The organism is Sphingomonas sp., from assembly GCF_017304635.1.
In the GTDB taxonomy this organism is placed as follows: Bacteria; Pseudomonadota; Alphaproteobacteria; order Sphingomonadales; family Sphingomonadaceae; genus Sphingomonas.
The window spans coordinates 279,022-300,066 of sequence record NZ_JAFKMA010000003.1; the positions used below are offsets into that span (position 1 = coordinate 279,022).

Annotated in this window: 19 protein-coding genes; 6 read left to right on the forward strand and 13 right to left on the reverse strand. The window is 68.0% G+C overall.

Translation table 11 applies throughout. The features are described from left to right. Positions 1-73: 73 nt before the first annotated feature. A complete protein-coding gene (locus J0I47_RS10960) occupies positions 74-1,018 on the forward strand; it encodes a CPBP family intramembrane glutamic endopeptidase (protein ID WP_294047034.1) in 945 nt (314 codons plus the stop codon). Positions 1,019-1,245: 227 nt separating this feature from the next. On the opposite strand, the gene J0I47_RS10965 is transcribed toward J0I47_RS10960, so the two are convergent. The 5 genes from J0I47_RS10965 to J0I47_RS10985 all read right to left on the reverse strand — a co-directional run bounded on the left by J0I47_RS10965 (position 1,246) and on the right by J0I47_RS10985 (position 5,760). Further along, positions 1,246-1,926: a DUF1013 domain-containing protein gene (locus J0I47_RS10965; protein WP_294047035.1), complete on the reverse strand. Its 681-nt coding sequence runs from the start codon at positions 1,924-1,926 to the stop codon at positions 1,246-1,248. 145 nt (positions 1,927-2,071) lie between these two features. Next, entirely contained in the window at positions 2,072-3,103 is a 1,032-nt protein-coding gene (locus tag J0I47_RS10970) for a glycosyltransferase family 1 protein (protein ID WP_294047036.1), read from the reverse strand. A 4-nt stretch (positions 3,104-3,107) separates the two neighbouring features. Next, complete coding sequence (locus J0I47_RS10975) at positions 3,108-3,974, reverse strand: UDP-2,3-diacylglucosamine diphosphatase (RefSeq protein WP_294047037.1); 867 nt, start codon at positions 3,972-3,974, stop codon at positions 3,108-3,110. A gap of 93 nt (positions 3,975-4,067) precedes the next feature. After that, positions 4,068-4,685, reverse strand: a complete 618-nt coding sequence (locus J0I47_RS10980; protein WP_294047038.1) for a glutathione S-transferase family protein — start codon at positions 4,683-4,685, stop codon at positions 4,068-4,070. Between the two features lie 88 nt (positions 4,686-4,773). Next, positions 4,774-5,760 carry an NAD(P)H-quinone oxidoreductase gene (locus tag J0I47_RS10985; RefSeq protein WP_294047190.1) on the reverse strand — a complete coding sequence of 329 codons (987 nt, stop codon included), beginning with the start codon at positions 5,758-5,760 and terminating at the stop codon, positions 4,774-4,776. Between the two features lie 70 nt (positions 5,761-5,830). On the opposite strand from J0I47_RS10985, the gene J0I47_RS10990 reads away from it, so the two are divergent. The 3 genes from J0I47_RS10990 to J0I47_RS11000 all read left to right on the forward strand — a co-directional run bounded on the left by J0I47_RS10990 (position 5,831) and on the right by J0I47_RS11000 (position 9,951). Continuing rightward, a complete protein-coding gene (locus tag J0I47_RS10990; protein WP_294047039.1) occupies positions 5,831-6,025 on the forward strand; it encodes a DUF1192 domain-containing protein in 195 nt (64 codons plus the stop codon). 154 nt (positions 6,026-6,179) lie between these two features. Next, a complete protein-coding gene (gene clpA / locus J0I47_RS10995; RefSeq protein ID WP_294047040.1) occupies positions 6,180-8,498 on the forward strand; it encodes an ATP-dependent Clp protease ATP-binding subunit ClpA in 2,319 nt (772 codons plus the stop codon). A 244-nt stretch (positions 8,499-8,742) separates the two neighbouring features. Continuing rightward, positions 8,743-9,951: a hypothetical protein gene (locus tag J0I47_RS11000; protein WP_294047041.1), complete on the forward strand. Its 1,209-nt coding sequence runs from the start codon at positions 8,743-8,745 to the stop codon at positions 9,949-9,951. 96 nt (positions 9,952-10,047) lie between these two features. On the opposite strand, the gene J0I47_RS11005 is transcribed toward J0I47_RS11000, so the two are convergent. Continuing rightward, positions 10,048-10,584 (reverse strand): UrcA family protein, encoded by a 537-nt coding sequence (locus J0I47_RS11005; RefSeq protein WP_294047042.1) that lies wholly within the window; start codon positions 10,582-10,584, stop codon positions 10,048-10,050. Between the two features lie 152 nt (positions 10,585-10,736). Between J0I47_RS11005 and J0I47_RS11010 the strand changes: the two genes are divergently transcribed. Then, entirely contained in the window at positions 10,737-10,934 is a 198-nt protein-coding gene (locus J0I47_RS11010; protein WP_294047043.1) for a hypothetical protein, read from the forward strand. 101 nt (positions 10,935-11,035) lie between these two features. Then, positions 11,036-12,643, forward strand: a complete 1,608-nt coding sequence (locus tag J0I47_RS11015; RefSeq protein ID WP_294047191.1) for a long-chain fatty acid--CoA ligase — start codon at positions 11,036-11,038, stop codon at positions 12,641-12,643. 6 nt (positions 12,644-12,649) lie between these two features. On the opposite strand, the gene J0I47_RS11020 is transcribed toward J0I47_RS11015, so the two are convergent. The 7 genes from J0I47_RS11020 to J0I47_RS11050 all read right to left on the reverse strand — a co-directional run bounded on the left by J0I47_RS11020 (position 12,650) and on the right by J0I47_RS11050 (position 20,986). Further along, positions 12,650-13,510, reverse strand: a complete 861-nt coding sequence (locus tag J0I47_RS11020; protein ID WP_294047044.1) for a hypothetical protein — start codon at positions 13,508-13,510, stop codon at positions 12,650-12,652. Then, on the reverse strand, positions 13,510-14,835 hold the full coding sequence (locus J0I47_RS11025; RefSeq protein WP_294047045.1) for a hypothetical protein: 1,326 nt from the start codon (positions 14,833-14,835) through the stop codon (positions 13,510-13,512). The genes J0I47_RS11020 and J0I47_RS11025 overlap by 1 nt, the downstream gene beginning before the upstream one ends. A 96-nt stretch (positions 14,836-14,931) precedes the next feature. Then, the gene (locus tag J0I47_RS11030) at positions 14,932-15,663 is read right to left on the reverse strand and encodes an EF-hand domain-containing protein (protein ID WP_294047046.1); all 732 of its coding nucleotides are present in this window, start codon (positions 15,661-15,663) and stop codon (positions 14,932-14,934) included. Positions 15,664-15,864: 201 nt separating this feature from the next. Continuing rightward, the gene (locus J0I47_RS11035; protein ID WP_294047047.1) at positions 15,865-17,184 is read right to left on the reverse strand and encodes a dihydrolipoamide acetyltransferase family protein; all 1,320 of its coding nucleotides are present in this window, start codon (positions 17,182-17,184) and stop codon (positions 15,865-15,867) included. A gap of 106 nt (positions 17,185-17,290) precedes the next feature. Beyond that, on the reverse strand, positions 17,291-18,295 hold the full coding sequence (locus tag J0I47_RS11040) for an alpha-ketoacid dehydrogenase subunit beta (protein ID WP_294047192.1): 1,005 nt from the start codon (positions 18,293-18,295) through the stop codon (positions 17,291-17,293). Between the two features lie 172 nt (positions 18,296-18,467). Next, on the reverse strand, positions 18,468-19,769 hold the full coding sequence (locus J0I47_RS11045) for a 3-methyl-2-oxobutanoate dehydrogenase (2-methylpropanoyl-transferring) subunit alpha (protein ID WP_294047048.1): 1,302 nt from the start codon (positions 19,767-19,769) through the stop codon (positions 18,468-18,470). Positions 19,770-19,984: 215 nt separating this feature from the next. After that, on the reverse strand, positions 19,985-20,986 hold the full coding sequence (locus J0I47_RS11050) for a fumarylacetoacetate hydrolase family protein (RefSeq protein ID WP_294047049.1): 1,002 nt from the start codon (positions 20,984-20,986) through the stop codon (positions 19,985-19,987). Between the last annotated feature and the right edge of the window lie 59 nt (positions 20,987-21,045).

The window sequence follows — 21,045 nt, forward strand, 5'->3', positions numbered from 1 at the left end:
GCGATGCTTGCCCGGCCGATCCGGCATCCGATAGGGCGGATGCACGCAGATTCGGCTGCACGGGGGAATGAATGTGACGAATCTGGCCCGCTCACGCGCGTTGGTCCGGCTCGACGGGCCGGGTCATATCATGCCCATCACGCCGGTGACGCCACCCGACAGCAAGGTGTGGCGCGTCGTCCACTTTCCGGTGATGCTGGCGGCCTGCGCGCTGTTCCTGCTTGTCGCGGCGGTCCTGGGGCTCAAGCTGCTCGGCGTCGGCCTGGGCTATTTCAGTCACGTGCCGGGCGCTCGTTACCTCGTGCCGCTGATCGAAGCGGCGGCGTTCATCCTCGTCTACGTCGTGTTCGTTCGGATCGTCGAGCGACGCCGCGACTTCGAGGAATTGGACAAAGCGGGCTGGCTGACCGAGGTCGGGCTGGGCTTCGGCGGCGGCCTGGCGCTGTGTCTCGCGATCTTCGGGGTCCAGGCCGCGGCGGGGGCCGTCAGCGTCGAAGGCTTCACCCTGTCGCGAGGGCTGCTGGCGCCGGCATTCACGCAGGTGTGCACGGTAATCTGCCTCGAGCTTGCGCTACGCGGGCTGTTCTTTCGACTTGCCGAGCGACTGGTGGGGAGCTGGCTGGCGTTGCTGGCGTCAGCCGCCTTTTTCGGCGGCGGCGTCCTGCTGAGCGGCATGCCGACGAGCTCGGCGCTCGCGGCCGGGTTGCAGTCGGGGCTCCTGTTCGCGGCCGTGTACATGGTGACGCGGCGGCTGTGGGCCGCGATCGGGCTGCACGCCGCGATCGGGGTCGCCCAGATGGCGCTGTACGGCGCCAACGGCTTGGTCGTTTCGCGCGTTGCGGGACCCGACTGGCTGACAGGCGGAGCCGGCGGAGCCGACGCTTCGCTGCCCGGGCTGGCGATTACCGCGTTGCTGGTCGCTACGCTGTTGGCGACGGCGATCCGTCGCGGACGCATCGTACGGCCGATCTGGCAAAGCGGACGCAGCGCGCCGACCGCTCAGCCTTCGTTCGGCTAGGCGTAGGCCGGCTCTTCGCTCGGGCTACTCGGTAGGCCGGGCGGGCAGGCGCCTTTGTCAGGCTACGCCGTTGTGGCGGGGGCGATGTTGGTGTGATCTTTCGCGCCGCGCCGCCGGCAAAGCCGTCGGCCGGACCGAGGCGCTATGCGCTCGTCCGCCGGCCGGGCTTGGCGATGCGCTGGCGCGCACCGGGGCGGACGGTGCCGCCCCTTCACCTTCGCCTCGCCTCAGCGCTTGAACAGTGTTTCCGCGGTGTGTTCGACCGGGCCGGTCGCTTCGCCGTTGGCGGCAGCTTCGGCGTCGCGGGCGGCTTGTTCGCGTTCGGCGCGAAGCTGTTCGAGCAATGCCTCGCGGTCGCCCTCCAGTCGGGTGTCGACCGGGGCTTCGATGCCGGCCGCCTTCGCCGCTTTCGCCACCGCCGCGTCGAGCTCGCGCTGCGTCGTCAGGCCGAGCGTCACCGGATCCTTCGGCGTGATGTTGGCGATGTTCCAGTGGCTGCGGTCGCGGATCGCCGCGATCGTCGTGCGGGTCGTGCCGATCAGGCCGGAGATCGCGCCATCGGTGATTTCCGGATGGTTGCGGATGATCCAGGCGATGCCGTCGGGCTTGTCCTGGCGCTTCGACACCGGGGTGTAGCGCGGGCCCTTGGTGCGGCGGACCTGCTCCGGACCCTTGAGCATTTGCAACGTGTAGTTCGGGTCGGCCTGGCCCTTCTCGATCTCGTCCAGCGTCAGTTCGTGCGCACGGACGGGGTCGCGGCCGGTCAGCTTGGTCGCGGCGGTGTCGTCGGCGATCGCCTGCACCTCAAGGATGTGGAGGCCGCAGAACTCGGCGATCTGCTCAAAGCTGAGCGAGGTGTTGTCGACCAGCCAGGAAGCGGTCGCGTGCGGCATGAGCGGCTGGGCCACGATATTCTCCGTCGGAAATAAATAGGGCCGCCCCTTTCGGAGCGGCCGCGTCGTGGGGCTGACTTAATCGGTAAGCGCGGCTGGGGCAAGCATTGACCTTCCCTCCCGCGTCATCCCCGCGAAAGCGGGGATGACGAATAAGGATTTAGGCGGCGATCGCATCGTCGACCGCGGGAACCAGCGCGGCGAGGAACTGGCGCGCGCTGGCGGTCCAGCTGAACCCGGCGCCATAGGCAGCGCAGGCGGTGCGGTCGCGGGTCAGCGCGGCGGCGATCGCGGCCGCCAGGTCCTCGTCCATCGCGCCGACCGCGGGGGTCAGCACGTCGACCGGCCCCGTCACCGGATAGGCCGCGACCGGCGTGCCCGACGCCATCGCCTCGATCATCACCAGCCCGAACGTGTCGGTGCGGCTGGGAAAGACCAGAACGTCGGCGGCGGCATAGGCGGCGGCGAGGTCGGCGCCGAACTTCGCCCCCAGGAAATGCGCGGTCGGGAAGCGCGCCTGCAATTGCGCGAGCGCGGGGCCGTCGCCGACCACCACCTTGCTGCCGGGATGCCCGTTCGCCAGGAACGCGGCGACGTTCTTCTCGACCGCGACGCGGCCGACGTAGAGCTGGATCGGCCCGGGGTTCGCCAGCGCCAGCGCGCGGATCGCCGGATCGGGCGTGACCTTGCCGAACAGCGCCAGGTCGACCCCCCGCCCCCAATGCCGCAACCGCGTCAGCCCGCGCCCGCGCAGCGTCGCCGCGATCGACGGCGTCGCCGCCAGGATCGCCTGCGCCGGGCCATGGAACCAGCGGATGTAGCGCCACACCCAGTCCGGACTCACCCCGGTGCGTGCCGCGACGTAATCGGGGAATTGGGTGTGATAGGCGGTGGTGAATGGGAAATCGCGCGCCAGGCACCAGCGTCGTGCGGCCAGGCAGACCGGCCCCTCCGTCGCCAGATGCACCGCCTGCGCACCGAACGTCTCCAGCATCTCCCCCACCCGCGCAGTCGAGGCGAAGGCCAGCCGGATTTCCGGATAGGTCGGGCACGGCAGCGAGCGGAACAGATCGGGCGACACCACCAGCACGTCGTGGCCGAGCCGTTCGAGCTCGCCGCGCACCGCTTGCAGCGTCCGCACGACGCCGTTCACCTGGGGGCTCCAGGCGTCGGTGACGATCGCGATCCGCATGGGCTCAGGCCGCGAGCAGGACGGGGTCGGCGGCAGGTTCGCGCGCGGCGATCTCGTCGGCCCAGTGCAGCACTTCCATCCGCCCGTCGAAATGCTCGACCAATGCGGTGCAGCCCTCGACCCAGTCACCGTCGTTATAATAGAGGACACCGCCGATCTCGCGGAATTCGGCGGTGTGGATGTGCCCGCACACGACGCCGTCGGCGCCGCGATGCACCGCCGCCTGCGCGACCACTTCCTCGTAGCGCGAGATGAACTCGACCGCGTTCTTGACGCGCGCCTTGGCGTGTTTCGACAGCGACCAGTACGGCATCCGGAACAGCCGCCGCCACGCATTGACCACGCGGTTCAGCGCCATCATCAGCTCGTACGCCTGGTCGCCGACATAGGCGAGCCAGCGGTGCGACAGCATGATCGCGTCGAACTCGTCACCGTGGAGCACCAGCAGCTTCTTGCCGTCAGCGGTTTCGTGCATCGCGTCGCGGCGGATCGCGATGCCGCCGAAATCGAGCCCGCAGAACTGGCGCACGATCTCGTCATGGTTGCCGGGAATGTAGATCACCTCGGCGCCGCGCTTGGCCCGCTTGAGCAGGCGCCAGACGACGTCGTTGTGCGCGGCCGGCCAGTGCAGCTTCTTCTTCAGCCGCCAGCCGTCGATGATGTCGCCGACCAGGTACATCTTCTCGCTGTCGACATGGTCGAGGAAGTCGATCAGCATCTCCGCGTTGCAGCCGCGCGTGCCGAGATGCACGTCGCTGATCCAGATCGTCCGGTACTGGCGCCGCCCGGCGATCACGCGTTCCGGGATCGCCGGTTGCGACTGGGCAAAATCGTGCACGCCGTCGCGTGCCCATGGGCTCATCTCGTTCATGTCGCGCACCCCGCCTTGCTGACGAGGAGCCCAATGGACATGAAATGTTACAGTTGGAATCGTGCCGGTTTCACGAAGCCGTCACAAAGCCGCTCAGGCGTCGATCGCGATATGCCCCGGCAGGTCGGCGACGCGTGCCAGCCACGCCTCCACCGCCGGATAAAGATGCAGTTCGAACCGGCCGCCCTCGGCGACATGGGTGTAGGCGTAGAGCGCGATATCGGCGAGGCTGAAGCGCCCGCCCGCGAAGAACGGCGTGCGCGACAGATGCTCGTCCATCAGCGTCAGCGCCGCCTCCCCCGCGGCATGCTTGGCGGGCAGCATCGCGCGCTGGAGATCGGTCAGATTGTCCTCGCCGACCCAGCCGTACCAGAAGCGCAGCGTCGCGACGTTGGGCTCGTGGTTATACTGCTCCCAGAACATCCAGCGCAGCATGTCGGCGCGATCGAACCGGTCGTGCGGGATCAGGTCGGACCCGTCCGCCAGGTAACAGCACGCCGCGTTGCTTTCCGGCAGGTAGTCGTCCCCGACCTGCAACACCGGGATGCGGCCATTGGCGTTGACCGCGTCCAGGAACGCCGGCGAGCGCGTCTCGCCGGCCATGATGTCGTATTCGCGCCGCTCGATCGGAATGCCGAGATGCGCCGCGGTCAGCCGGATCTTGTAGCAATTCCCCGACCGGGCATATTCGTGCAGGATCAGATTGGCCACGTGGCGCTCTCCCAATTCGTTGGCGGCAGGAAAGCCGCCACCGCCGCTTCCGTCCAACCAATTCTGCCGGATGGTCGATCAGCCGGGCTTATCCATCGCCGATCGTCAGCACGACTTTCCCGACATGCTCGCCCGCTTCCATCCGGCGGTGAGCGTCGGCGGCCTGGGCGAGGGGGTAGGTGCGGTCGATCGCCGGCTTGAGCCGTCCCGCCTCGACATGCGGCCAGACGGTACGGGCGATCTCGTCGGCGACGGCGGTCTTGAACGCGACCGAGCGCGGGCGGAGCGTCGATCCGGTCAGCGTCAGGCGGCGGCGCATGATCTCGAATACCGGGACGGTGGCCATCGGCCCGCCCTGCACCGCGATCGAGACGTGGCGGCCGTCATCGGCCAGGCATTGCAGGTTGCGCGCGACATAGTCGCCGCCGACCATGTCGAGCACGACCTGAACGCCGTTGCCGTCGGTCGCCGCCTTCACCTCGGCGACGAAATCTTGGGTCTTGTAGTCGATCGCATGATCGGCGCCGAGCGCCTTCGCCTGCGCGCACTTCTCGTCGCTGCCCGCGGTCACGATCACGGTCACCCCGAACAGCTTGCACAGCTTGATCGCCATCGTGCCGATGCCGCTGGTACCGCCATGGACCAGCACCGTGTCGCCCTCCGCCGCGTAGCCGCGCTCGAACAGGTTGGTCCACACGGTGAATAACGTCTCGGGCATCGCCGCCGCTTCGACCAGCGACAGCGCGTGTGGCACCGGCAGGCACTGGCCGTAGGGCGCGACGGCATATTCGGCATAGCCGCCGCCCGCGATCAGCGCACAGACCGGCTGGCCGACCAGTTCGGGCGCGACGCCCTCGCCGACCGCGGCGATCGTGCCCGCGACCTCCAGCCCCAGGATCGACGGCGCGCCCGGCGGCGGCGGGTACATGCCGGCGCGCTGCAACAGTTCGGGGCGATTGATCCCGGCGGCGGCGACGCGGATCAGCACCTCGCCCTCGCTCGCTCGCGGCACCGGCCGCTCGACGATCTCCAGCACTTCCGGCCCGCCGGGCGTCGCCGGGTCGATCGCGCGCATCACGCTTGGAATTGCCTGCCCCATCGCGCCGTTATTGACATCGGCCTCGCCGCGGTCAACGACTCGCCGCATGGATTCCGAGGAGAATCTGCCGCGCCCCGGCGACCCGCTCGCGCTCCTGGTCAAGCAGGATCTCGATCCGCTGTCGGTCGCCGAGCTCGAAGCGCGCATCGCGACGCTGGAGGGCGAGGTGCAGCGAATAAAAAATCATATTCAACGCGCCGTTAACCATCGCGCAAGCGCCGACGCCTTATTCAAGCGATGAGCGCGAACCGCATCCTCGCGCCGGCCCGAACTTCGACGAGGGCGAGCCGACAGGATGATGCGGATATCGGCCGGCGCTTGATGCGGGGCCCTTCCCTTCCGACATTAGCGGAAAGGGCCGTGCGTTCCCGCGGCCCGTCAGGAGTAAAGTCATAATGCCGAGTTTCGCCTCCGCGCTCGAAACCACCCTGCACAAGGCGCTCGAAGCCGCCAGCTCGCGGCGCCACGAATATGCGACGCTCGAACATCTGCTGCTCGCGCTGATCGACGACGAGCATGCGTCGAAGGTCATGTCGGCCTGCGGCGTCGAGCTCGACGACCTGCGCACGACGGTGGCGCACTATCTCGACACCGAGCTCGACGCGCTGAAGGTCGACAAGGCGACCGATCCGTCACCGACCAGCGGGTTCCAGCGCGTCGTCCAGCGCGCGATCCTGCACGTCCAGAGCTCGGGCCGCGACGAAGTGACCGGCGCCAACGTGCTGGTCGCCCTGTTCAGCGAGCGCGAGAGCTATGCGGTCTATTTCCTGCAACAGCAGGACATGAGCCGGCTCGACGCGGTCAGCTACCTCAGCCACGGCGTCGGAAAGGGCGGCGCCGCGGCCGAAGCGACGACCCCCAAGGGCGCCGCCGAGGAAGAGAAACCGGCCAAGGGCGACAAGGGCAAGAGCGAATCCGCGCTCAAGCAGTTCACCGTGGACCTCAACGAAAAGGCGAAGACCGGTAAGGTCGACCCGCTGATCGGGCGCATGGCGGAGGTCGATCGCACGGTGCAAATCCTGTGCCGCCGGTCGAAGAACAACCCGCTCTATGTCGGCGATCCCGGCGTCGGCAAGACCGCGATCGCGGAAGGGCTCGCGCGCAAGATCGTCGAGGGCGACGTGCCCGACGTGCTCAAGCCCGCCGTCATCTATTCGCTCGACATGGGCGCGCTGCTCGCCGGCACGCGCTATCGCGGCGATTTCGAGGAGCGGTTGAAGGCGGTCGTGACCGAACTCGAGAAGATGCCCGACGCGATCCTGTTCATCGACGAGATCCACACCGTGATCGGCGCTGGCGCCACCAGCGGCGGCGCGATGGACGCGTCGAACCTGCTCAAGCCCGCTCTGTCGGGCGGGACGATCCGCTGCATCGGATCGACCACCTACAAGGAGTTCCGCAACCATTTCGAAAAGGACCGCGCGCTGCTGCGCCGGTTCCAGAAGATCGACGTCAACGAACCGACGATCGAGGATACGGTGAAGATCCTCGCCGGCCTGCGCTCGGCGTTCGAGGATCATCACAAGGTCAAGTACACGCCCGATGCGATCAAGGCGGCGGTCGAACTGTCGTCGCGCTACATCAACGACCGCAAGCTGCCCGACAAGGCGATCGACGTGATCGACGAGGTCGGCGCGATGCAGATGCTGGTGCCGCCGTCGAAGCGCAAGAAGACCATCACCACCAAGGAGATCGAGGCGGTGATCGCGACGATGGCGCGTATCCCGCCGAAATCGGTATCGAAGGACGATACGCTCGCGCTCGCGACGCTAGAGACCGACCTGAAGCGCGTGGTGTTCGGCCAGAACGAGGCGATCGAGAAACTGTCCTCGGCGATCAAGCTGAGCCGGGCCGGCCTGCGTGATCCCGACAAGCCAATCGGCAATTACCTGTTCACCGGGCCGACCGGCGTCGGCAAGACCGAGGTCGCGCGCCAGCTCGCCTCGATCCTGGGCATCCCGCTGCAACGGTTCGACATGTCCGAGTATATGGAGCGCCATTCGGTCAGCCGGCTGATCGGCGCGCCGCCGGGCTATGTCGGGTTCGATCAGGGTGGCCTGTTGACCGACGCGGTCGACCAGCAGCCGCATTGCGTGCTGCTGCTCGACGAGATCGAGAAGGCGCATCCGGACCTGTTCAACATCCTGTTGCAGGTGATGGATAACGGCCGCCTGACCGACCAGCACGGCAAGTCGGTCGACTTCCGCAACGTCATCCTCATCATGACGACGAACGCGGGTGCCAGCGACATGGCGCGCGAGACGCTCGGTTTCGGCAACCTGACGCGCGAGGGCGAGGACGAGCAGGCGGTGCAGAAGATGTTCACGCCGGAGTTCCGCAACCGGCTCGATGCGATCGTGCCGTTCGGCTACCTCCCGCCGGAAGTGGTCGCGCGCGTGGTCGACAAGTTCATCCTGCAGCTCGAACTGCAGCTGGCCGACCGCAACGTCCACATCAACTTGGACGACGAATCGAAGGCGTGGCTGACCGCGAAGGGCTATGACAAGCTGTACGGCGCGCGTCCGATGGGCCGCCTGATCCAGGAGAAGATCAAGCAGCCGCTGGCCGAGGAACTGCTGTTCGGCAAGCTGGTCCATGGCGGCGAGGTGACGGTGAAGATGAAGGACGGCGCACTATCCTTCGCGATCGAACCCGCCGCGCCGAAAAAGCCGGGCAAGAAGGGCGGCAGCAAGACGGTGAAGGCCGACGCCTGACGCCGCCACGCGGTAAATGACGAACGGGCCGGGGAAGTGATTCCCCGGCCCATGTCGTTGGCGCCCGCCTCCTGCCGCGTGCTCCTGCGAAAGCAGGAGCCCAGGATTACGAGCGCTGCCGATCTTGGCTCTGGGTTCCTGCTTTCGCAGGAACGCGGATGTGCTGCCGAAACGTCGCCTCTGTCCAATCCGTGGCCGCTCGACCCGTTTATTCTCGCGTCGCGAGAAACGAGGGGAACGGGTCATGCGACATTTCGTGACGTGGGCGACGAGCGCGGCGGTGCTGGCGACGGGGATCGGCTATGCCGCGCCGGGGGGCGAGACGCCGCCCAAGGCCCGCTACCAGATGGACGTATCGACGGCGTCCGGGTTCATGGCCGGGGGCGTCAACCCGATGAAGATGATGTTCGGCGGTCGCGGCGGCGGCGATGCGGTCGCGCACCAGCTGACGCTGCGGCTGGGGTCGACGCTGGCGGCGACGGGGGCGCCGGCGGCGGATCACTTCATGCCGGCGGGGATGAACCTCGGCTCGTCCGTGCCTTTGGTGACGCCGACCCCGACCGCTGCGACGCCCGGCCCGGTCGAGGAACGCCAGCCGGGCGAGATGCGCCGGCCGAAGGGTCGCCTGCTGCTCTATTGGGGGTGCGGCGCCCATGCCGGGCCGGGCCAGCCGATCGTGATCGACTTCAGCAAGCTCGGCCAGACGCAGTTCCCGCCCGGCCTGTTCTCGGTCAGCGTGCCGGCCGAGACCGGTCCGACGCCCGCCAATTCGCGCACCTATGGCAGCTGGCCGAGCGGCCGCTCGACCAAGCCGCTCAAGGCCGATTCGTCACTGATCGGCGAGCATCGCGTCGCGGGCAATTACAGCCCGGAGATGAAGTTCGCGCTCGACCAGGACTTCATGGCCGCGTTGCGCGCAAGCTCGCAGGGCCAGCCTGACGGCTCGCAGTTGCTGAACTGGAATGCGGTGCCGGCCGCGACCGGCTATTATGCGTGGCTGATCGGCGCCAAGAGCGCGGGCGACGACAGCGCCGACATGGTGTGGTGGACCTCCGCGAGCGGCAAGGAATTCGGTGGCGGGCTGACCGAATGGCTGTCGCCTGCCACGGTCGCCGGTCTCATCGCGCGCCGCGTCGTGATGCCCCCGAGCCAGACCAGTTGCCAAGTCCCGGCCGAAGTGAAGGGCATGGCGGGCGGTTTCATGATGACCCAACTCTACGCCTACGGTCCAGAGCGGACCTTCGCCTATCCGCCGCGCCCGGCCAATCCCCGGGCGGCCTGGCATCCCGATTGGACCGCCCGCATCCGTTACCGCGCCAACACCGCGCTGTTGCTGGGCATGCCGGGAATGGGCGGCGATCGCAGCGGCGACGGGTCGTCGAACGGCGATGCCAATGGCGGCAAGAAGAAGTGCCGGCCACGGATCGGGCTGGGCGGGCTGAAGCTCTGCTAGGCGCAGGGTGAGCATAGCACGCCGGGCGCGACCCGGCGTCTCGTTCGTCGCTAATGCATACTTAGCGAGGAACCCGGCTTGCGGCTGGGGTGCTCCCTAGTGCGGATACCAGCCGTAATCGGGGGGCGGCTGACGATAGACCAGAGTGACGGTCGTGGTCGTGGTTGTCGTCGTCGTGGTCGTCACGCTCGCGACCGGTGCAGGCGGTTGTGGCGGCGGCGGCGGTGGCGGCACCATATCGTCCGCCGATGGTGGAGGCGGCGGCGCTCCCCAATCGCCAGCCGGCGGCACCGGCGGTTGCCAGCGATAGCGCAGGCGGTCGGCGTCGCGCTCCTCGGCGATGCGCCGGCGCCATCCCGCATCGGCAGCGGCGCGCGCGACTTGCCAGTCGGCGCTCAGCCACGCCTCGTCGCGGCAATCCTCGTCGTCGTCGCACATCGTGTCGATCGCGTTGCGCAAGCGGTGGATCGTACGGTCCATCCCCCATGTGCTCGACAGATCGAGGTCGCGGATCGACACCACGCGCGTCGCGACATCGCGATCGTGCGCCGATGCCGTCGCGGGAGCGAGCACGGCCATGCCGGCGACCAGCATCGCGGGCAGGGCGGCGGGCGGAAAAAAGGGTCGCGTCATCCTCGCCCAACGCCTTTCGATTAACCACGTTCCGCGACCATAACGATCCCGATCCGGGACGGCGTCGAGCCCGGCCGACGGCACGCGATCGACCGCCGCGAGCACTCGCGATTTCCTTTGTCGTTACGCCGGCGTGCGGTTATGGTGCGCGCATGCGGCGGCATCGGATCTTGCTTGCGGTTCTCGGCGTGCTCGCGCTGGTCGCGATCGTGCGCCATCCGACAACGGACATCGAAATCCTGACGCATCAGTCCAGCGACCCTGCGCCGCACCGGATCCAGGCCGCGGTCGATTTCGGGCTGGTCGCGGTCAAGTTCCTGCTGACCTGGACGACGCGCGCCGGCGCCTGATCGAGCGCGTGGCGATCGATCCCGACACGGTCTGGCGCGGCGGCGCCTATCGCCATCCGACCCCCTGGGCGACCGACTATCCGCCGCTGTCGCTGCCCGCCATGCTCGAAGCGTCGGCGGCGAAGCATAAAGAGCGCGCGCTGATCGATTTCCTCGGCCGGCACTACAGCTATGCGGAGACGCTCGACGGGGCGCGGCGGGTAGCGGCGGGGCTGGCCGCGCTCGGCTATGGGCGGGGCGACCGCATCGGGCTGTTCCTGCCCAACGTGCCGCATTACCTCGCCGCCTATTACGGCGTGCTGATGCTGGGCGCGACGGTGGTCAATTTCTCGCCGCTCTACACCGCGACCGAGCTCGAGCATCAGGTCGAGGATTCGGGGACGCGCGCGCTCTTCACGCTGTCGGCGACCGCGCTGCTGCCGACCGCGCTCAAGGTGCTGGAGGGGTCGAGCCTGGAGCGGCTGATCGTCGGATCGGTCGCCGGCGCATTGCCTGCGGCGAAGTCGCTGTTCTACCGCCTGTTCCGCGGGAGCGAGACCGCCAAGCGTCCCGACGACCCGCGCATCATGGCCTTTTCTCGGCTGATCGCGAACAAGGGCGACTTCGCCGCCCCCACGATCGATCCGGCGGCCGACATCGCGGTGATCCAATATACCGGCGGCACCACCGGCACGCCCAAGGGCGCGATGCTGACGCACCAGAACCTGTCGGCGAACGCGCGGCAGGTCGAGGGGATGGACCCCGATCCCGGCGCCGAGGACCGTATCCTGGGCGTACTGCCGCTGTTCCACGTCTTCGCTAATACGTGCGTGATGAACCGGACGATCGTCAACGGCGGCACGATCGTGATGCTGCCTCGGTTCGACGGCGGGCAGGTGCTGGCAGCGATCGCGCGGACGAAGGCGACCGCGCTGCCCGGCGTGCCGACGATGTATCAGGCGCTGCTCGACCATCCGCGGCTGGCACGGACCGATCTGTCGTCGCTAAAATACTGCATCTCGGGCGGCGCCCCGCTCCCCGCCGAGGTCAAGGCGCGGTTCGAGGCGGTGACCGGCGCGCGGGTGATCGAGGGCTATGGTCTGTCGGAAAGCGCCGGGGTCGTGTCGTGCAACCCCTATGCGGCCGACGGCAAGCTCGGCTCGATCGGCCAGCCGATCCCCGGCACTCGCGTCAAGCTGGTCGACAAGGAGGACTCGACGCGCCCGCCGCCCGATGGCGAACCCGGCGAGATCGTCGCGCAGGGCCCGCAGATCATGGCGGGATACTGGAACCGCCCCGATGCCGACGCGCAGGTGTTCGTCGCCGACACGACCGGCCGCTGGCTGCGCACCGGCGATGTCGGGGAGATCGACGGCGACGGCTTCATCAGCGTCGTCGACCGGCTGAAGGACATGATCGCCGTCAGCGGCTTCAAGGTGTTCCCGAGCCAGATCGAGGCGATCCTCTACCACCACCCCGCGATCAAGGAGGCGCTGGTGATCGGCGTGCCCGACACCTATCGCGGCGAGCAGCCCCGCGCCTACGTGACCCTGCGCGACGGCGCGGTCGCGACGCCGGAGGAACTGAAGGCGTGGCTCAATCCGCAACTCGGCCATCACGAGCGCGTCGATCAGGTCGTCGTCCGGCTGGCGCTGCCCAAGACCATGGTCGGCAAACTCAGCCGCAAGGAACTCGTCGCCGAGGTGCAGGCGGAAGCGGCCGGGGCCTGACCGCGCTCACTCGATCGGGTTGACCAGATCGGGTTCGCCGTAATCGGTCAGCTTCGCGTTCGACGCCGCGAACCACACCGTCCAGAAATCGTGCAGCGCGCGCAATGCCGGCGTTGCGCGTTCGGCATCCTGCCCCGCATCGGCCGCGAGCAGCCCGGCCCCGACCACGATCACGCGCGCGCCGCCGAAATCGCCGATCGCCCCGGCCTGCTTGCTGCGCGCGAGTTCGGCGGCCGGATCGATCAGGCGCAGCTTGTGATGGTCGTAGAAGCTGGTGATGTCCGAATGTTCGAGCATGTCCGACACCAACAGCACGATCTTGGTCGGCGCGTGCGACCGGGCGACCGCCTGCGAGATCTGGGTAAGGCCGGTCTGGATCGCGGAATGGCTGTATTGCGCGGTCGCGTCGCCGGTCGCCGCGGCGAGCCGGGTCGCGAACGCCGTCTGCGCGAAATCGAGCTGCTGGCCGAGGCATTTGTCGAGTCGTTCGAGCCGCTTGACGGAAAGCGACGCGCGGTCGCCGGAAGCGACCGGCGTCTCGACCGTGCCGCTCGCGACCAGCGTCGGGTAATGCGTGCGGTCGATCGCCGAGAAGGTGTAGAGCGCGACGTCGCCGCGCCTGGCGACCAGCGCCTTCGCCGCCTTCGCCACGGTCGCGCGCAGGCGATCGTCGAGCCCGGTGGTCTGGTCGATCACCACGAACAGCGCCTGTGCCGATGGCGGCCGGTTCGCGTCGAGCCCGGCATCGGCGTAGCAACTGGGGATCAGGTCGCCGCTACCGCCGCCGGCGGCCGCTCCATGCTTCTTGCCGGAGCCGCACGCCGACAACGCGGCGCAGGCGGCGAGCAGGATCAGGGCGGCGCGCATCACGCCTTTTCCTCCAGCGACGGCGCGGCGGTCGGTTCAGGTGGCGCCTCACCCGTCGCGCCGGCGGCCGGCTCGCTCCGCCGGGCGGCATTGTGATCCTCGATCAGCGCGCGGGTCGCCGCCTTGGCGACTTCGGTCGGGTCCTGCAGGTCGGTGACGCCGCGCTTGCGCTCCTCCCGCACGAAGGTCAGGAAATCGCGGTCCCAGTCGATATCGACCGGCAGGTGGCGCTCCATCATCCGGTGCAGGGTGCTGAGCCGCAGGTCGACGACGCTCATCCGCCGCCGCATCGGCCGGAAATAGGTCTCGTAATCGGCGCACCCGCCGATCGCGCGATACGCCTCCCCGCTCTGCTTGCCGACGAAGCCGTAGCGATAGCCGACGCCCATCCCGACCAGTTGCGTCACCACGAAGACGATCGCCAGGATCCAGAAACTGGTGATGGCGGCATAATGCTGCGCGTCCTGCGAATCCGACGCGGCGGCCGCGTTGCCGCCGCCGCCGCCGAACAGTCCGCCCGCCGACTGCGCCAGTTCGTTTCCCTGCAACGTCTCGATCCGCAGCAGGGTGGACAGCGTCGCGATCGTCACGATCAGCGCGCCGGCGATCCATACCCAGGCATAGCTGCCGAGATCGTCGGGCGTGGTCGCGACGCGATTGGCGCATTGCACGTGCTGCGGCCGATCGTCGTCGACGCCCTGCTCGTCGCTCAGCGACACGATCCGCGAGGTGTAGGTGCGGTTGGCGCGCTGCGTCTCTGGCGCGACCAGGTTTTCCGCCTGGAATCGCTTGAAACAGCTCCGCAGCAGCCGCGTGCGATAGAGCTGGTGCCCCGCCGCATGCGTCACCATCACCAGGATGATCGCCAGTACCGCGACGATCATCGCGGTCAGCATCCAGCGGAAATTCTCCGACGAATCGGTCGCCATCCACGAACTCAGCAGCAGCGCGAAGCCGACCGCTTCCATCACGATCAACGCGCCGATCAGCCCGAAGATGGTCTTCGGGATCGGCTTGCGCCCGGCATCGAACGCCTTGCGCAGATATTCGCTGTTCTTGCCGAATTCCTCGGGCGAGATCGCGCTGACGTGGCGGGCATAGTCGCGGCACAGGGTCAGTTCTGAATTGAGCCAGCCGCCCGACTTCTTCTCCGACAGGTCGCGCGAATAACGCGCGAGCTTGCCGACCAGCGGCAGGCGATAGCTGACGTCGGTGATCGGAAACGAATCGTGATGCAGGTACGCCAGCAGCGCGACGACCGCGATGATGCCGAGCGCGATCCCGAGCCCGGTCAATGAATTGAGCGATTCCAGCAGCTCGGCCATCCCGTCCCCCCCAACCGATTCGTTGGCCGGGAGGATCAAAGAGCGGCGGATGCGGTCAAAGCGGAACCGTCGCCGATTCGGCGGCGATTGCCTCCGTTATGGCGTGTGGAGCGGCTGCCCGGCGAGCTGTGGCAGTTCGCCGCGGGTGAGATGGCCGTCATGCTTCCTGTCGAGCATGGCGAAGCGTTCGAGCGCGGCGGCGCGAAACTCCTGGGGATCGACGCCGCGGTTGAAATTGGTGTCGGCGACGGTGACCGGCTCGGGATAGTCGAAGAAGCTGAAGCGCGCGGCGCCGCGCCGGGTCGCATCGTAGCGCGGGGCGGTCTGGCCGGACGCGCCGTCGCCCCCGGTGCTGCCGGAGCCGCCTCGACCGGCGCCGCCGCCGTGGCGACCGCCACCGCTGCCCCCGCCACGTCGCCCGCCGCCATAGCCGCCGCGCCCCCCGCTGCCGGCGCCGGCGCGCATCCCGCCGCCTTCGCCGCCGGTGCGGATTTCGGGGGCCAGCACGGTCTCGTAATATTCGATGTCGTCGGGATCGATCTCGCCGTCATGCCCGCGATCGAGCACCGCGAAGAAGCGCATCGCGTCGGCGACGAACTCGGCCGAGGTCAGCTTGCCGTCATGGTCGGTATCGGCTTGGTCGAACCATTGCCGCACGGGGTCGGGACCGCGGAACGGCTCGCCCATCGGGCTGATGAACAACCGGCCGTGAGGGCGGTCCTCGTCTGGGCGCATGCGGTGCGGTTCCGGCATCGGCGGCAGGCTGCCCGCGAGGGGCGGCCGATCCTGGACCGCCGCCTGCAATGCCAATGCCAGCCAGATACCCATGCCGCACTCCCGATCGTGAACGACCGCGCTAGGCGCGAGATGTCGCACGAATGTGTCAGGGTGTCGCGGCGGCGATCCCATGGGTCGTCATCCCGGCCTCGTGCCGGGATCCACGGTGCCGCGCGCGCGTCGCTCTCACCTTCAGCCACGGGAAAGCCGCCTAGTGGACCCCGGCACGAGGCCGGGGTGACGATCGGGATATCAGTCCGCGAACAGCAGGACCGGCGTTTCGAGATACTTCTTGAGCAACTGGACGTAGCTCGCCGCATCCCAGCCATCGACGACGCGATGGTCGCAGCTGATCGACAGGTTCATCAGCTTGGCGCGGACGATGTCGTCGCCGCGGAATACGGGGCGCTCGACGATCTTGTTAGGGCCGATGATCGCGACTTCGGGACGATTGATGACCGGGGTCGTCGCGATGCCGCCGAGCGGGCCGAGCGAGGTCACGGTGATCGTGCCGCCGCCCATCTCGTCGGGCTTCAGCTTGTTGGCGCGGGCCGCTTCCGCCAGGCGGCCGATCTCGCTCGCCAGTTGCCAGACGTTCTTGTCCTGCGCATCGCGGATCACCGGCACGGTCAGCCCGGCATCAGTCTGCGTCGCCATGCCGAGATGGACCCGGCCCGAGCGCGTCACGACGCCCGCTTCGTCGTCGTAGCGCGCGTTGAGCATCGGGAAGTCGGGCAGACTGCGGCAGATCGCGACGATCAGCAGCGGCAGCATCGTCAGCTTCGGCCGCCCGCCGCGATTGGCGTTGAGATCGGCGCGCACGTCTTCCAGCACCGTCACGTCGATCTCATCGACATAGGTGAAATGCGGGATGTGGCGCTTGGCCGCAGCCATGTTCTCGGCGATGCGGCGGCGCATGCCGATCACCTTGATCGCCTCGTCGTCGCGCGCACGGCTGGCGTGCGGGGCGTGATAGCCCTGGCCCCCGCCATAGCGCAGGAACGCGTCGAGATCGGCGTGGCGGATGCGGTCGCCCTCGCTCACCTTGACCTGCGACAGGTCGATGCCAAGCTCCGTCGCGCGCTGGCGAACGGCGGGCGAGGCGAGCACCGGATTGGCCGGTTCGGGCGGCGCTGCGACATGGATCGCCGGGGGTGCGGGCGCGGCTTCGAACGCCGGGGTCTTGCCCTCGGCATCGGCGACGCCGGGATTCTCCGCCTCGACCTGCTCGGCGACCTCATCGGCCTTGGTTTCGGCCGGCATATTGTCGGGCGCCACGTCGGCGACGGTCTCGGCTGACGGCGCGATCGGCGCGGCGGCGGGCGCGTCCCCGGCGGTCTCGATCACCACCAGCGTCGATCCGATCGGCACCTGATCGCCGACCTCGCCCGCCAGTTCGAGCACGGTGCCCGCGACCGGCGACTCCATTTCGACCGTCGCCTTGTCGGTCATCATGTCGGCGAGCTGCTGGTCCTCGCTCACCGTGTCGCCGACCTTGACGTGCCACGCGACGATCTCGGCCTCGGCGATGCCTTCGCCGATGTCGGGCAGGCGGAATTCGAAACGGGTCATCAAACCACTCCGTTCGTGTCGAGCGAAGTCGAGACACGTTCATGCACGACGAAACCCCGTTTCTCGACTTCGCTCGAAACGAACGGGGGAAGGAACGGCATCGCCGTCAGTCCTTCAGGATTTTCTTGAGCGCCTGGCCGATGCGGACCGGGCCGGGGAAATAGGCCCATTCCAGGCTGTGCGGATAGGGCGTGTCGAAGCCGGTGACTCGCTCGATCGGCGCTTCGAGGTGATAGAAGCAGCGTTCCTGGACCAGCGCCGACAGTTCCGCGCCGAATCCGCTGGTGCGCGTCGCCTCGTGCACGATCATGCAGCGCCCGGTCTTCTTCACCGACGCCTCGATCGCCTCGATATCGAGCGGGACGAGCGTGCGCAGGTCGACGATCTCGGCATCGACGCCGGCCTCCTCGACCACCTTCTGGCAGACATGGACCATCGTGCCATAGCACAGGATCGTCAGCGCCTCGCCGGCGCGGACCACGTTGGCCTTGCCCAGCGGGACCTTGTAATATCCGGTCGGCACCGCGCCGCCGGGATGGTTCGACCAATTCTCCGCCGGGCGGTCCCAATGGCCGTTGAACGGACCGTTATAGATGCGCTTGGGCTCGAAGAAGATGGTCGGATCGTTGTCCTCGATCGCCGCGATCAGCAGCCCCTTGGCGTCGTAGGGCGTCGCCGGGATCACCGTCTTCACGCCGGAGACGTGGGTGAAGATACCCTCCGGGCTCTGGCTGTGCGTCTGCCCGCCGAAAATGCCGCCGCCGTACGGCGAGCGGATCGTCATCGGCGCGATGAACTCGCCCGCCGAGCGATAGCGCAGCCGCGCCGCCTCGCTGACCAACTGGTCGAGCGCGGGGTAGATGTAGTCCGCGAACTGGATCTCCGGCACCGGGCGCAGGCCGTATGCCCCCATCCCGACCGCGACGCCGACGATGCCGCATTCGGTGATCGGCGTATCGAACACGCGCTGCTTGCCGAATTTCTTCTGCAGGCCGGCGGTCGCGCGGAAGACGCCGCCGAAATAGCCGACATCCTCGCCCATCACGATCACGTCGGCGTCGCGCGCCATCATGACGTCGAGCGCGGAATTGATCGCCTGGATCATGTTCATGCGGGTGGTTGCGCCGGATTCGCCGGCGTCCGTTTCCGCTTCTGTTTCGATGACTTCGCTCACCTACCACACTCCGTCATCCCCGCGAAAGCGGGGACCCAGCTCCCCACCGTCCCACTCGCGGCGCGCGCGCGAGATGGGTTCCCGCTTTCGCGGGAATGACGATAGAAAATCACTTCTTGCGCGCCCATGGCCGGCCGCTCGCTTCTTCCTCGGCCAGCATCTGTGCCTGTTGTTCGCGCAGGTGCCACGGCATCTCCTCGAACACGCCGTCGAACAACGTGTCGAGCGGCTGGTGCAGGCCGTGGCCGAGGATGCCGTTCTTCTCGGCCTCCTTCTGCGCGGCCTTCACCATTTCGGCGAGTTCGAGGTCCTGCGCCGCGTGGCATTCCTCGTCCCATTCGCCCAGCGCGATCAGGTGGTTCTTCAGCCGAACGACGGGATCGCCGAGCGGCCAGGCGGTCGGCTCGCCGGCGGAGCGGTACTGGGTCGGGTCGTCGGAGGTCGAATGCCCCTCGGCGCGATAGGTGAAATGCTCGATCAGCGTCGGACCCTGGTTGGTCCGCGCGCGCTCCGCCGCCCATTCGGTCGCGGCATAGACCGCCAGCGCATCGTTGCCGTCGACCCGCAAGCCCGCGACGCCATAGCCGATCGCGCGCGCCGCGAAGGTCGTCGCCTCCGCCCCCGCGAAGCCGGAGAAGCTCGAAATCGCCCACTGGTTGTTGACGACGTTGAAGATCACCGGCGCGCGATAGACGGTGGCGAAGGTCAGCGCCGAGTGGAAGTCGCCCTCCGCGGTCGAACCCTCGCCGCACCATGTCGCGGCGATCCGCGTGTCGCCCTTCGACGCCGACGCCATCGCCCAGCCGACCGCCTGCGGATATTGCGTGGTCAGGTTGCCGGAGATCGAGAAGAAGCTGAACCGCCGTTCCGAATACATGATCGGCAACTGCTTGCCCTGCAGCTTGTCGCCCTCGTTCGAATAGATCTGGTTCATCATGTCGCCGAGCGGGCAGCCGCGCGCGATCAACACGCCCTGCTGGCGATAGGACGGGAACACCATGTCGTCGGCGGCGAGCGCGGCGGCGGCACCGATCGACACCGCCTCTTCGCCGAGGCTCTTCATGTAGAAGCTGGTCTTGCCCTGACGCTGGGCACGGAACATGCGCTCGTCAAACGCGCGAGTCAGCGCCATGTTGCGCAGCATGCGGCGCAGCGTGTCGGGCGACAGCTTCGGGTCCCACGGTCCGACCGCGCGGCCGTCTTCGTCGAGCACGCGGACCATGCTGTACGCCAGGTCGGCGAAGTCGCGCGGCGTCTCGGCGGTGTCCGGGCGGCGCGCGGCACCGGCGGCGGGGATGTCGACCTCGGCGAAATCGACCGCGTCGCCGGGCCGGAACTTGGGTTCGGGCACGTGCAGCGCCAAAGGCCGCAGGTTCGGTTTCAGGTTGGCGCGCGGGGACTCGCTGGCCATGCTCTCTCCGGGTTCGACTCGTTGGCGTAACGCCTGAGCGCCGCCTTCGCCCCGTTGTTATTTTATTTCAAGCGGCTTGGCGAGTCACTCCGATATGCCGGTCGGCGGAAAGGCCGTGCCTGACGTCGCTCGTGCTCCTGCGAAAGCAGGAGCCCAGGGTTACGATCGCTACGGCATTTGGCCCTGGATTCCTGCTTTCGCAGGAATACGAGACATTATTCCACCGTCTGCTCGATCACGCCGAAGATCGGGTGGTGCTTGTCGTCCTCCGCCCAGATGCGGACGGTGTCGCCCTTCTTGAGGAACGGCGTGACGGGCTTGCCGCCCTCGATCGTCTCGACCGTGCGCACTTCGGCGAGACAGGAGTAGCCGACGCCGCCGGCCGCGATCGGCTTGCCCGGGCCGCCATCGGCGTCGCGGTTGGAGACGGTGCCGGAGCCGACGATCGTGCCTGCGCCCAGCTTCCGCGTCTTCGCCGCATGCGCGACCAGCGTGCCGAAATCGAAGGTCATGTCCTCCGCCGCTTCGGCCCGGCCGAACGGCTGGCCGTTCAGGTCGACCATCAGCTTGCGGTGGAGCTTGCCGTCCCGCCACCAGTCGCCCAGCGCGTCGGGGGTGACGAACACCGGTGAGAAGGCGCTGGCCGGCTTCGACTGGAAGAAGCCGAACCCCTTGGCCAGTTCGCCCGGGATCAGGTTGCGCAGCGACACGTCGTTGGTCAGCCCGACCAGCCGGATCGCCGCCAGCGCCTCTTCGCGGCTCGTGCCCAGCGGCACGTCGCCAGTCACCACCACCACCTCGGCCTCCAGATCGCAGCCCCACGCCTCGTCGGCGAGCGGGATCGGGTCGCGCGGGCCGAGAAAGCCGTCGCTCCCGCCCTGATACATCAGCGGATCGTGCCAGAAGCTGTCGGGCATCTCGGCGTTGCGCGCCTGCCGCACCAAGGCGACGTGGTTCACATAGGCCGATCCATCCGCCCATTGGTACGCGCGCGGCAGGGGCGCGGCGGCGTCATGCTCGTGGAATCGCTCCAGCGGGATCGCCCGGTTGCGCACGTCGGTCGCCAGCACGATCAGGTCGGGCAACAGCCGGTCCCACGCGTCCAGCGCCGCTTGCAAGGTCGGCGCGATATGCGATGCATCGGCGTGCCAGGCGAGATCGTCCGAAACGACGACGAGCTTGCCGTCGCGACCATGCTTCAGGCTGGCGAGTTTCATGCGCTCTCCTAATTTTCCAGCCTCCTCCTAACCACATTCGTCATCCCCGCGAAAGCGGG

What these genes read in the sequence shown, in the direction of transcription:
- J0I47_RS10970 (WP_294047036.1), bottom strand. Translation starts at nt 3,103, where the DNA reads ATGCGGATCGCGATCGTCACCGACGCCTGGAGCCCCCAGGTGAACGGC.
- J0I47_RS10975 (WP_294047037.1), bottom strand. Translation starts at nt 3,974, where the DNA reads ATGAACGAGATGAGCCCATGGGCACGCGACGGCGTGCACGATTTTGCC.
- J0I47_RS10985 (WP_294047190.1), bottom strand. Translation starts at nt 5,760, where the DNA reads ATGCGCGCGATCGACCCGGCGACGCCCGGCGGGCCGGAAGTGCTGGAG.
- J0I47_RS10990 (WP_294047039.1), top strand. Translation starts at nt 5,831, where the DNA reads ATGGATTCCGAGGAGAATCTGCCGCGCCCCGGCGACCCGCTCGCGCTC.
- clpA (WP_294047040.1), top strand. Translation starts at nt 6,180, where the DNA reads ATGCCGAGTTTCGCCTCCGCGCTCGAAACCACCCTGCACAAGGCGCTC.
- J0I47_RS11000 (WP_294047041.1), top strand. Translation starts at nt 8,743, where the DNA reads ATGCGACATTTCGTGACGTGGGCGACGAGCGCGGCGGTGCTGGCGACG.
- J0I47_RS11005 (WP_294047042.1), bottom strand. Translation starts at nt 10,584, where the DNA reads ATGACGCGACCCTTTTTTCCGCCCGCCGCCCTGCCCGCGATGCTGGTC.
- J0I47_RS11010 (WP_294047043.1), top strand. Translation starts at nt 10,737, where the DNA reads ATGCGGCGGCATCGGATCTTGCTTGCGGTTCTCGGCGTGCTCGCGCTG.
- J0I47_RS11015 (WP_294047191.1), top strand. Translation starts at nt 11,036, where the DNA reads ATGCTCGAAGCGTCGGCGGCGAAGCATAAAGAGCGCGCGCTGATCGAT.
- J0I47_RS11020 (WP_294047044.1), bottom strand. Translation starts at nt 13,510, where the DNA reads ATGCGCGCCGCCCTGATCCTGCTCGCCGCCTGCGCCGCGTTGTCGGCG.
- J0I47_RS11025 (WP_294047045.1), bottom strand. Translation starts at nt 14,835, where the DNA reads ATGGCCGAGCTGCTGGAATCGCTCAATTCATTGACCGGGCTCGGGATC.
- J0I47_RS11030 (WP_294047046.1), bottom strand. Translation starts at nt 15,663, where the DNA reads ATGGGTATCTGGCTGGCATTGGCATTGCAGGCGGCGGTCCAGGATCGG.
- J0I47_RS11035 (WP_294047047.1), bottom strand. Translation starts at nt 17,184, where the DNA reads ATGACCCGTTTCGAATTCCGCCTGCCCGACATCGGCGAAGGCATCGCC.
- J0I47_RS11040 (WP_294047192.1), bottom strand. Translation starts at nt 18,295, where the DNA reads ATGAACATGATCCAGGCGATCAATTCCGCGCTCGACGTCATGATGGCG.
- J0I47_RS11045 (WP_294047048.1), bottom strand. Translation starts at nt 19,769, where the DNA reads ATGGCCAGCGAGTCCCCGCGCGCCAACCTGAAACCGAACCTGCGGCCT.
- J0I47_RS11050 (WP_294047049.1), bottom strand. Translation starts at nt 20,986, where the DNA reads ATGAAACTCGCCAGCCTGAAGCATGGTCGCGACGGCAAGCTCGTCGTC.